Genomic DNA, 11,701 nt, shown 5'->3' with positions numbered 1-11,701 from the left:
GCATCGCCGGAATACCCACCGCAAAAAAACCAACCATGAATAGCATCACCATAAAGGCAAAGGACATAAACGTACTCTCAGTTCTCAGCTCCCGTTCTTGTGCCTCTACCTCCCGAACCTCAAGCTCCGCAAGAAACACCTCCAACTCATCCGGCGACATCCGACTACGACGCCGCAACTCCAACAACTGATACAGCAAAACCCCCGGATACAACCCCGTCACCACAGCAACAAACCCAAACATAGACGGAAGATTCCACGGATACGGCAAAATCCCCACCACCAACATCCCCACATGAGGAGACGCCAACCAAATCAGCTGCGACACAGTACTAGCATTCAGACAATAAAAAAGACACCCAGTATAAACCGTCCCAAACACAGGAAACAACAGCACATACCCATAAAACAACACATTCTCACCCACCGGAAGAGAACGCGACGTCTGAAGAATAAACCCCAGCAAAGGCCACCCAATCAAAAACTGAGAAATCCCAATAAAAATCCCAGAACTCCACCAATCAATCGTAGCCAACCACTCTTTCCGAACACCCAAAAACATCTCACCTTCCCCCACCATGTTTTCACCATCTTTCTGCGGATAAGACCCCAACTACACCAACAGCAAACCTTACAAGTAAATTATCCGAACATACATTTCCCCCAGAACCGCATAATCATACCAATTGCTAAAAGCAAGAAACATCAACCTACTAAAAATCAAACTAGAATTTAATCAGAATAAATATGCTCTAGAAAAAATAAACCAACTATTCATACCATTTTCTGTAAAAATTAGATATTACATTTTTATTCCATTAAAAATATGCGTCAGATGTTCAACTCTAGACTTATCTTGTGATATTACCCAATTTACGACGTATAGTATCCTTAACCAGCCCTAGCCAACCCTCTCCCATCCAAAAAGCAACCCACCATGGAGCCACCAACAACACCACCGGATAACCCCACACCCACAACACACCCACCACGCTCACCACCAGCAACACAGCATACACCCACCCCGGAACCTTCCACTCCAACACACGCTTCACCAATACCGACACCGCCATACCGGCTACTGTCACTATCACCGCAGGAAAAATCATTGGGGACGGATCGTACCCCTTCCAATGCATCGCCGGAATACCCACCGCAAAAAAACCAACGATTACAAAAAACATTAAAAATAATAATGATACATAAACATCAGCCGCCTTTTCTTCGTGTTGCTCCTCGCGAGCTTCCCGAGCTTCATGCTCACGCCGATACTCCTCCACCTCTTCCGGAGACATCTTCGCCACACGATACAACTCATAATAATTATTCAACAAAATACCCGGATACAAACCACACACCACAGACCCAAATCCAAGCATCGACATACCACGAAAAGGCATCGGGAAAAGACCAAACAAAAACATAAAACCAAACGCAACAGGCACCATCCACCCTAACGCCCGCCGCGGATGCAAAAACCGAAATAAACAAAAATTAACCGCAATACCTACAAACGGCAAAGAAAACAACACCACATAAAACGGCAAATGAGGACCCATCATAGGATGCGACGGCGCAACCCGCACCACCAACCCCACAATAGGCCACCAAATCAACACCTGCACCACCAAAGCCCAAAACGGACCCCAACCCCAATACACACAATCCCGAACACGCACCCGCACGCCTACTCACCACCCACAAACTCAACATCAGAACCCTCTACAGGATCAACATCCTCATCCCAAGAAACTCCATCGGCACCAGAGAATTTTTCCTCACCCGAAACAATACCCTCAGAATCTTGCACACCAACAGGATCCTGAATACCCTCAGGCCCTTGCACATTCTCAGACCCACGAATATCTTCAGGAGCCTGAACATCGCCCGGCTCTCGTATATCTTCCGGCTCCAGAACTTGAACCTCGCCACCGGACATACCAGAACCACCAGAATCAACGCTCAAAGGAACCGGAGAAGGACCAGGAGACGGCACAGGATACGCAGGAGCACCCTCAAAATTCAAAAGCCTATCCACCCAATACTTCTTCGCCGCATCAGACAACGCCACCAAACCCGCATTCGTCGTAGAATTACCCACCAGAGGTTTCCAGCCCGCGATACGCACGCTGCCGGAACAAACCGGACACATGACATCTTTGACAGCATTCCAGCGGTTGACCGGGTAGATATCTCAGGGTAGCTTGAGGACGGCTCACAGTGGTTGGTTATCCTCAAACGTATGCCATACACCGTTCGGTATCACCATTATACGAAGGTCTCCAATAAGAACCCAGAATATTCGTCAAATATTTTAATGACCCACAATTACTTTCTTTGTAATCTTTTTGGGTCTTTGAGTGAAGCTGCTTCTCATAAAACGTGTGGACGGGGTTACACGACCCCGTCCACACGCTTTATGAACTTAAATTTTCAAAACTACTGCAGTATTCCGTTATCCACTATTATCCCGATTACAACCCCGAATATGAATGCAAACCCGAGAAGAAAATATTCACAACCGTGAAATTAAAGATAATGCATGCATAGCCGATAATAGACAGCCATGCCGAGCGGGGGCCTGCCCAGCCGCGGGTGGCACGTGCATGCAGATACGCCGCATACACCACCCAGATCACGAAGGTCCACACCTCTTTGGTGTCCCAGCCCCAGTAGCGTCCCCACGCGTGATTCGCCCAAATCGCACCGGCGGCAAGCGTAAACGTCCACATCACAAATGCCAGCGCGTTCATGCGGAACGCAAAATTCTCTAGAGCCTGGGCGCTCGGAACCAAGCGCATAAACGCCCATCCACCCGATTTCCCGTTCAGGATGCGCTGCTCGCGCCTAGTCTGCACCAGCTGCAGTACCGCCATCGCGAAGGTAATCGTGAACACCCCGGATGCTAACACCGCAATCGATACGTGAATTACCAGCCAATAGCTTTGCAGCGCAGGCTTCAAATGCCCTACCGGCGTGGGGAAACCAATTGTGGCGGCGCACAGCATAATGAGCACAAGCCCAGACACCAGCGTGCCCACGAAGCGTACATCGCGGAATATGAGGGTTATCAGAAACACCGCAGACACCATGAGCGCGCCTGTGGTGCAGAACTCGTACATGTTCCCCCAGGGCACGCGCTGCGCCGCGATACCGCGCATTATCACGGCAGCGGTGTGCACGAGAGCAGCAAGCACCATCACAACCACGGCGATGCGCGCGGCGGGGCGGCGAACGCCCGTGTACAGCATCGCAGAATCGGCAACCTCACCTTCGAGAGCCCGTGCGGCAGCACCCTTATACCCCATGCCGCGTTCGCCGGTGCCCTGTTCGGTACCGCTCGTGCGAACCGTATCCGCAGAGGTATTCGCCGTTGCGGATGCGTCAGAAACAGCGCCCGCACCAACTTTGACCTTCGCCTTGACGGTGGGTTTTTGTGCAGTACTCTCAGGGCGCCCTTCCAGACGCCGTGTCACGCGCGAGTTAGCCACCACATCGGAGGTGAACGCAATAAAAACGACGGTGTAAATCAGCGCCGCAATGTACATAAATAGTTCGCTGGAGCGCGCTAATGAGTCGTTCAGCATCGGCTACTTACCCTCGTTTTCATCATGGTTATCATCATCAAATTCTAGCCCCCAAGCGGCGGCGAAAGCATCGGTGAGGCGTTCAGCCTCGTTCGCAAGGCGCGGATCTTCCCCGCGTGCCAGCAGACCGTATTCGACCACAAGCACGCCATCGGCGGTGTGGGCACGCACCCATACACGGCGGCGCGCCACGAAAAGCGAGACGATAAGCCCGGCGAACGCGACCACAAAGGAGTACAGAACAATATTCTGCCCGGGGTCGTGGCGCACATCCAGACCGACATAGCGTTTATACCCCAAGAACTCGATCTTTCCCTTGTTATCGGGCAGCGCAGCTTCGGGATTCTGCGCACTCAGTACAATGCCGTTGCCCTGTGCCATGGAGTTCAGCTCTTGCAGTTTAGAGGTATCGAGTACGTACACATTCTGCGGCTGCCCCGAGTTGAGCCCCAGATCGCCCGAATAGGACTGGAAAATCAGCATGGGGTTTGCGGGGGCGGAATCTACCGAGTGGGGTACGGTAGTGCCGCGCGCATAGTCGCCGGTAGGCAGGAACATGCCCACAAAACCTAGCTGGCTGGGCTTGGCGTCCGGAACCTTGAGCACCACCGATGAGGTGTATTTACCGTCCGTGGTAATTCCCACCACGGCACCCTCGTAGGCGACTTTACCTTCGCCGTCTGTCACTCGCACCACGGGCGCATAACCATTACCCGAGAGGAAAATGCTGGTACCGCCAATATCGACCGGTTCGTTCACCTTGAGGGTCTTCTGCTCGGTGCCGCCCTGCGGGTCGTGCACCGTCAGCTCCGCCTTGTAATCGAGGTCTTGCCCGTAGGTGTGGCTGTCTTGCTGACGGTCGTAGCGCACCTGAAAATTATTGAGCGTCACCGCATACGGGGTAAGCCAGTCGGGGTTGTAATTCGTGCCGGGGGTAAACGAATCGTAGCCAATCAGCGAATTGACGAAAGTTTCATCCTGAACCAGAATTTTTTGTCCGCGGTACCCATAGAGCGACCCGAAGGCGACCCCTACCAGAATGCCAATCATCGCCACGTGAAAGAGAATATTGCCGATTTCGCGCAGATACCCGCGTTCGGCACCGACCGAGTAGTATTCGTTCTCTTCGTCCCGAATTTCAACTCGGTAGTGGCTCTTTTTCAGGATGCGCGCCGCATCCTCAATCGCACCCTTGGCACTCAGATTCAGCCCAGCATCCACCACGGGAATCTCAAGCTGACGGTGCACCGGCATACGGGAAAGGTTTCTGGGGGTGCGTGCCGGTGGCTTACGCCAGTCTTTCGCGTGTTTGATGGCTCGCGGGGTTACGCATCCGATCAGCGAAATAAACAGCAGCAGATAGATGGCAGAGAACCATGCCGAGGAGAACACGTCGAAAAGCTGAATTTTATCGGCAAATTCGCCCCAGCCGGGATGGTTCTTAATGTAATCGGTAACCTTGGTGGGGTCTTGGACACGCTGGGGGAAAATCGAGCCAGGCACCGCTGCAACCGCCAGCAAAAGCAGAAGCATGAGCGCCGTGTTCATTTTGGTCAGCTGAGTCCAGCACCAGCGAAGCATGCCCACGAACCCGAGGGCTGGCGCATCCTTGCGCGCTGGTTTACCGGTTTTCTCGGTCTTCTCGGATGCGTTCACGGCACGCCCGGCATCTGCGGTTTTGCCCGCCTTGCGGTTTGCAGTGTTTGTATCCTTTGCCTCTGTTGAAGTGTTTTCATCGTCGCTGTGTTCGGAAACCATGACAGCCCTCCTTTCTTAGATCGGTAGTTCGTAGGCGGGTAATGCCGCCTGTATCCATGACATCAGCTCGGTCCACAGCCCCGTCATGAGCAGTACCCCGATCAGGATGAGTACGGCACCGCCCACCCGCTGTATGCCTAGGCGATGTTTTCGCGCCCACGCCAGGGTGCTCACTCCCCTGCCCATGCCCCATGCCACGAGCAGAAAGGGAACGCCCAGACCCAGACAGTATGCGAGAGTCAGAACGACTGCCTTGCCGGTGCCGGAACCGCCCGTATATACGAGGGTCTGCACGGCCGCGAAGGTCGGCCCGATGCAGGGTGCCCATCCCAACCCGAAGGTTATGCCCAGAATCGGTGCACCCCACAGCCCGGTGATCGAGCGGCGATGCAGGCGCTTATCGGTCTGAAAGATTGAAAGCCCGCCCAGAAATATGACTCCCATAAGCACAACCAACGCGCCCAGAATCATCGTGACCCAGGACTGCCCCTTGAGCCAGGGTGCGGCGCCGAGCTGGGCGAGGACAACCGAGAGAAGCACGAAAATAGCGGAGAATCCCGCGATAAACAGGGCAACTCCGGCGAGTAACCGCCAGGTGGCTTTGCGGCGAGTTACAGCATACTCATTCGGTGTCTGAGCTTTACTCTCTGCTGTTATAGGCGCAGAAACGCTGTGATTGTCTACTACATCCTGTGTTTGAGGTGCCGTTGGCGCTAAACGCCGCGCCGCCGCCGGGTTCACGAGGGCGAAAGTTTTCGCATCCACGGGCTCCGCCGCATGCCCGTCAGCTTGTGATGCACCCGTTGCCGGTATATTCGCCCCGGCCAGTCCCGCAACATATCCCAAATACCCTGGAACCAGGGGCAGCACGCACGGGGAGGCAAAAGAAATAAACCCCGCGAGCGCGGCAAGCGGTATCGACAGCCACAGCGAGCCGTCTAGCACGGTCGAGCTGATGCTCGCCACAGGTAAAGCACCAACCCCGGCGATAGCGATGAGCGGCTGAACGGGAGTGTGCGGCACGCTAGGCACCCTTCGTCACGGTCTCGACGAGGGTTTTCAGGATGGACGGGTTAGCCTGCCCCAGCACGCGGGATGCCACGCGCCCCTTCTCGTCCAGGATCACGGTGGTGGGCACCGCCTGCGCGGGTACGTATTTGCTGAGCGAGAGAAGAACCTTGCCCGTAACGTCTTTGAAAGAAGGGTAGGTAACGTTGAAGCTACGCTCGAAGGCTTCCGCCGTGTTTTTCTCGTCGCGCACGTTCACGCCGTAAAAGGCGATTTTATCTTTGAATTCTTCGGAGAGTTTCTGCAGGTCGGGCGCTTCGGCGCGGCAGGGGGCGCATCCGGCGTACCAGAAGTTCAGCAGTACCGGTTTACCGCGCAGGGATTCGGCGGTTACGGTTTTTCCGTCGAAGAGTTCGCCGGTGAAGGCGACAGGGTCACCGCGTTCGGCTTCCTGGTATTCGGTGACGGAACCATCGCCCGCGATATAGCCTTTGTTATCACCCGAATTTGCCTGTTTCGCCAGGGAATCATCGCTGGATGAGCACGCCGAGAGGAGCACGGCACCGGCAGCGGTGGCGCAAATACCCACGCCCGTGTGCAGAAGCGCGCGGCGAGTGAGTGGGGTATTCGGCGTCGTGGGTTTTGGCATAGGGTTCATGCTTTCCTTCCGTGCCAGCTGGCGGCGGCATCGGTGTGTGCGAAGGCCTGCGTTCTTAAACTATAGGAGACTAGCTTCCGGGAAGCTGAATTACACCGCCGTACAGGGGCGAGGCGGGTTCGGAGTATCCGCTCACCTGCGGCATTTCATGGTCAAAATCCGTGCTCTTAAAGTCGAGGGAGGTGACCGAGGCAAGGTTACACTGGCGTGTGCGCGGGTCATGCTGCAGCAAGCGGCCTTCTAACCCCAGGCGGGTGACCCAGATGGGCAACTGGTGCGAGACAATAATCGCCTGTGCGCCTTCGCCGCCTTTGTCGTAGGCGGCGCGTGCCGCATCCTGAATAGCGGATGCCATGCGTTTTACCTGGTCAAGGTACGGTTCCCCCCAGGATGGGCGCAGAGGGTTGTAGAGTTTGCCCCAGTGTTTACGATTGCGCAGAAGACCCTGCCTGGTCACGTGCTCGCCCTCAAAATAGTTATCGGCCTCGATAACCCGCTGATCCGCATGAGCCTCCAGACCCAGCAGCTCAGTGATTGGCGCGGCAGATTCGCGGGTGCGCAGCAAGGGTGAGCATACCAGATGCACAATCTTGGCACCGTCCTGCGCGCGCTGAGCAAACTCTTGGGCGCTCATGCGCACCATCTGCTGCCCCTTCTCAGAGAGAGCGTAGTGCGGCAGACGACCGTAGACAATGCGTTCGGGGTTGTGAACTTCGCCGTGGCGCATCAGGTGAACCGTAACCGTGGGCTGAGTAGTCATTCTCTCAGTTTCTCAGACTTTCGGCGCTACCCCAAAATATATTGCGAAGTGTCCGGTTAGCGGGCAAGTTTCTTGTCGAGAATCTTGCGCATGCGTTTGGGGTTAATACGCCAAAAATCCTTCGCTTCGCCGTCGATGCGCAGCACCGGAATTTCGGTCTCGTGGCGTTTGAGCAGATCCGGGTTATCGGTAATATCGAGCTCAGTATAGTCCAGACCGTACTCGGCGCAGATTTCGCTCACGGTTAGGCGCGCATCCTCGCAGAAATGGCACCCGGGACGGGTCAAAAGTTCAATGACAGGTTCAGGCATAGTTCCCAGTGTATACCCGTGCAGCTTCTTGAGGTTCTGCCGCGCGATCTTGTGTGCCCACGCCTGCCCGCGATATATGTCTGATAGTTATGTTCCCCTGTGCTCTATATTCTTGTTCGCACATATGCTCGGTCGGGAATATATACAGGTCACAGCGCCACATGCACTGGTGCGCCAGAGGCAAAACACCCCGCATCCTTGCGGTTGAACCTGCTAGATGCGGGGCGCAGAAGCCTTAATTACTTCTTATTGCGGCGCTGGTGGCGAGTCTTGCGAAGCAGTTTACGGTGCTTCTTCTTGGACATACGCTTGCGGCGCTTCTTAATAACGGAACCCATAGGATTTCCTCACTTTTCTAGACCCGGCCAAACCAAACCGGTTTGGTAGCTACCCGGGTATGTTTATACCGGTATAAACGCTCTAAAAGGCATTTTAGGCACAGCAGTGCCCAAGCGTTTTGAGAACGCTACCTTCCTAGGGTACAAGGTAATGGCCTATTTTCACCATTTGAAGGGCAGAAAACCTTCGATTTTGCGAGCTTTCTCTCGCCCCCGATGTCTTTTCCACCGCAGCGGATATACATGAGGCGGCGAGAACCACGGGTTGCATACTCCCGAGTTCCCGCCGCCCCAGATGGTGGCGTGATAGCGCTAGTGGCGCCTCTTGCGGTTCTTCTTCCCCTTCGAGAGGGCACTGGCGCCCTTAGAAGTACCGTTCTGGGCCGGTTTTTTAGCCTCGTTTGCGGATCCCTGCGTCTTAGCCTGCTTCTTCTGAGCAGCAGCCGCTTCCGCCGCATGCGCACGCTCGACAGCTCCCAGGACATCGAAGCCCTCAAAAGGATTCGGAGCACCGTTAGCGTCTACCGCAGTCAGAGCCTTCTTATTAGCGGATGCAGACTTCGAGGCACTACCTGCTACGGGCGCAGGCTTTTTCGTCTCGGGTTTCTTCGAAGCCGGTTTTGCCGATGCCTGGGCAATTTCCGAAGGTGACGGGGCGGGTTTTACTGGTGTTTTCTCGGTATCTGCCTGAGCCTTCTGCTTGGGTTGAGATTCCACAGGCTTATTCTTAGTTTCGTTCACCGCAGGAGCAACCGGAGTCGAATCGACACCGCTCAGATTAGCCGTTTCCGGGCGGGCAACTGCTGGAACGGGCTGCGGTATAGCTGCAGCCGCAACCGAAACATTCTTTGCCGGAGCCTGAGAATCTGAATCCTTGCGATTGGGGCGTTTAACCGCCACGGGCTCAGCGGTCGGGGTCGGCACCGAATCGGGCGAAGGCTCGTCCAGAGTAATCGCGCTCTGCAACTCAGAACGTATCTCTTCCGGAGTTTCCTCCAACTCGACATTCGCCGCCGCCCTCTGAACGGGCGCATCCGAAGGTTCTGCCTTCACAGGGACAGAAGAATCCGTCTGAGGGGTCTCTACTGCGGGTTTCTCGCGCTTCGCCGAATCTACGCTCTGTGCAGGGGCGGATGCGGGCTTTTCCGCAGGCTTAGCAGACTTCGAATCTGTCTTATCCGAAGGTGCTGCCTTTGGCGCGGGCTCGGCGCTCTTAGAAGTTGCATCACTCGATGGCTTCGAGGGTTTCGACGCCTCAGCAGGCTTGGGAGCCTCTGCCGCCTTCGCCGGTGAGGGCTCCGCCGCTGGTTTCTTCGGTTCTGTGGAAGCTTCCCGCTCTTGCTCAGCCGCCGAAGACTTGGAGGCCTCGGCGGGGGCAGCGGCAGGGGCATCCTCAGGCGATGAAGCAGAAGCGGACTTAGGCTCTACCTTGGGAGGTTCTGTCGCAAATTTCGCGTTGTCTGCGGCTTTCTGCTCGGCCGCCTCCTGCGCCTCAACCAGCTTGACCGCCTGGGTATGCGGCAAATCAAGACCGAAGTAATGGCGAACGCGGCGAATCAGGCTGATGCGCTCGCTCGCTGGCTTCTCCGGTGTCTCTGGCTTTTCGGACTTGCGCGGTGAGAATTGTGCGGGTCGCACGGGCGGCACGTTTCGGCGCAGGGGTGCACGAATAACATCGTCCTCGCCCTCAGCTTCAGCCTGGGTCGAGGTTCCGTTCTCGGCCTGCTGTCCCATGGTGCGCCACGGAATAAGGCCGGTCGCCACAAGCTCTTCGGCGGAGATTTTACCCACCGGAGCCTTCTCGACATAGACTTCCCGAGCGGGTTCTTGTTCGTCGGGTGTCTCTTCAGCGTCTTTATTCTCGGCGCCCTCAGTTGAGTCTTCGTGAGAGGCAGAGTCGTCCTGTGTTTCTTCCGAAGACTTGGATTTTTCGGAGCCATCAGCAGACTTGTCGGGAGCCTTTTCTGCCGTTATCTCTTCAGCAGACTCTTTGTCCTGTGCATCGTCAGATGCAGACTCACTGGGCTCGTCAACCGGCAGAACGTCATCCTCAAATTCGGGCTGCACGCTCTCAAGCTGGGGTTCGTGCGCCGCGGTTTCCTCCAGGGGATCGATCGGAGACTCGTGGGTGCTCTCGACGGTTTCCTGCTGCTCGGGAATGTCAGCCGTAGGAGTATCACCCGTGTTCTCGGCGGATGCGGTTTCCTCTACTTCGTCTTCCTCAAAGCCCACAGCCACCGGGGTCGGCACGCGCATACGTCCTTGACGACGGCGTGAAACGGTGGTTCCTTCACGAATAATTTTTGGAAGCTGCGCGGCCGGAGATTTCTCCTGTTCGGCCTTATATTCTGATTCGGGAATATTCTCGTCGGTATCCTGCTCTGGTTCCGCTTCCTCGTGTTCTTCAACGTCAGCGTCGGCTTCAGGCTCTTCGGAAGAATCAGTGCTTTCCTCGGAGTATTCCTCCTCCTGGAATTCCTCGTCGTCCTCAGAGGGGTCACCAGGCATACCGTTCGGAGTATTTGCTGCCTGATCCAGTTCTATGCCAGCTTCGGAGTATAGCTCTTGCAGCTGGTGGGCAATTAGCTCGCGCGCGGTGCGGGCATCGCCGTCTTTGACAGCATCTACAATGGCACGGTTTTCCACCCGGATGCGCGTCATCGTGCTGCTCCACAGCGGCAAACGTCCCATAAGCGACAGCAGGGAATCGAAGGAAGACTGGCGGATCGCAACCAGCAAGCCCACGACCAGTTCGTTACCCGCCAAACGCACTAGCCGGTGGTGGAAGGTCAAAAGCTGGTCAAGAAACTCGCCAATACTCAGAGTATCGTCTTGGAGCGTCTCAAGGGCCTCATCAACCTCATCAAATGAGACCTTGTCGGGGTCAATATTAGATACCGCCCAGCTCTCAAGCAGGATGCGGGTCTGCAGCATATCGCGGGTTGGGTAGCGCGATGTAGACATGTGCAGACGAATGGGTCCCGCGGCCGCAGCTGCCGGTTCCTCATAGAGATAAGGAATGATCTCTTTACCGCGCCCAGAGTACAGGCGCATCAATTCCATATCTTCAAGGGTTTTGAGTGCATCTCGGGTTCGGGAACGACCCACACCGATGGCGTGGGCAATCCGCTGATCGTCAGGAAGGCTTTGACCGAGCTGAATATTGCCTTCAAAAAGCTCGGTCTCAAGCCAGCGCAGAATCTTGCGATGAATAGCCAATGAGAACTCCGTTTATACGAGTTAGAGGTGGGATGCTATGAGAACCGTCGTGCACGCGTGCG

At 55.5% G+C, this 11,701-nt stretch carries 10 protein-coding genes and 1 pseudogene; all 11 read right to left on the bottom strand.

All coding sequences use genetic code 11. The features are described from left to right. Positions 1 to 580, bottom strand: a pseudogene (locus tag HMPREF3164_RS11240) (hypothetical protein); the annotation flags it as partial. 271 nt (positions 581 to 851) lie between these two features. Further along, positions 852 to 1,679, bottom strand: a complete 828-nt coding sequence (locus HMPREF3164_RS10415) for a hypothetical protein (RefSeq protein ID WP_070450907.1) — start codon at positions 1,677 to 1,679, stop codon at positions 852 to 854. An 8-nt stretch (positions 1,680 to 1,687) separates the two neighbouring features. Continuing rightward, positions 1,688 to 2,152, bottom strand: a complete 465-nt coding sequence (locus HMPREF3164_RS10410) for a hypothetical protein (protein ID WP_048754356.1) — start codon at positions 2,150 to 2,152, stop codon at positions 1,688 to 1,690. A gap of 322 nt (positions 2,153 to 2,474) precedes the next feature. After that, positions 2,475 to 3,587, bottom strand: coding sequence for a c-type cytochrome biogenesis protein CcsB (ccsB, locus tag HMPREF3164_RS10405; RefSeq protein ID WP_048754357.1), 1,113 nt, complete (start codon positions 3,585 to 3,587; stop codon positions 2,475 to 2,477). A gap of 3 nt (positions 3,588 to 3,590) precedes the next feature. Further along, complete coding sequence (locus tag HMPREF3164_RS10400; protein WP_239664695.1) at positions 3,591 to 5,345, bottom strand: cytochrome c biogenesis protein ResB; 1,755 nt, start codon at positions 5,343 to 5,345, stop codon at positions 3,591 to 3,593. Positions 5,346 to 5,360: 15 nt separating this feature from the next. Continuing rightward, positions 5,361 to 6,377: a cytochrome c biogenesis CcdA family protein gene (locus HMPREF3164_RS10395; RefSeq protein ID WP_048754358.1), complete on the bottom strand. Its 1,017-nt coding sequence runs from the start codon at positions 6,375 to 6,377 to the stop codon at positions 5,361 to 5,363. Next, positions 6,370 to 7,011 (bottom strand): TlpA family protein disulfide reductase, encoded by a 642-nt coding sequence (locus HMPREF3164_RS10390; protein ID WP_080513849.1) that lies wholly within the window; start codon positions 7,009 to 7,011, stop codon positions 6,370 to 6,372. Before HMPREF3164_RS10390 ends, HMPREF3164_RS10395 begins: the two co-directional genes overlap by 8 nt. A 70-nt stretch (positions 7,012 to 7,081) precedes the next feature. Continuing rightward, positions 7,082 to 7,771, bottom strand: coding sequence for a histidine phosphatase family protein (locus HMPREF3164_RS10385; protein ID WP_048754359.1), 690 nt, complete (start codon positions 7,769 to 7,771; stop codon positions 7,082 to 7,084). A 56-nt stretch (positions 7,772 to 7,827) separates the two neighbouring features. Further along, positions 7,828 to 8,082, bottom strand: coding sequence for a glutaredoxin family protein (locus tag HMPREF3164_RS10380; protein WP_070450905.1), 255 nt, complete (start codon positions 8,080 to 8,082; stop codon positions 7,828 to 7,830). 239 nt (positions 8,083 to 8,321) lie between these two features. After that, complete coding sequence (locus HMPREF3164_RS11005) at positions 8,322 to 8,420, bottom strand: 30S ribosomal protein bS22 (RefSeq protein WP_005504750.1); 99 nt, start codon at positions 8,418 to 8,420, stop codon at positions 8,322 to 8,324. Positions 8,421 to 8,732: 312 nt separating this feature from the next. Then, a complete protein-coding gene (locus tag HMPREF3164_RS10375) occupies positions 8,733 to 11,639 on the bottom strand; it encodes an FCD domain-containing protein (RefSeq protein WP_070450903.1) in 2,907 nt (968 codons plus the stop codon). Positions 11,640 to 11,701 lie beyond the last annotated feature (62 nt).

The sequence above is a fragment of the Rothia sp. HMSC08A08 genome, assembly GCF_001808385.1.
GTDB classification, from domain to species: Bacteria; Actinomycetota; Actinomycetes; order Actinomycetales; family Micrococcaceae; genus Rothia; species Rothia dentocariosa.
Note: the sequence above shows the minus strand (reverse complement) of the source record. Positions and strands in the feature narration are given on the sequence as shown.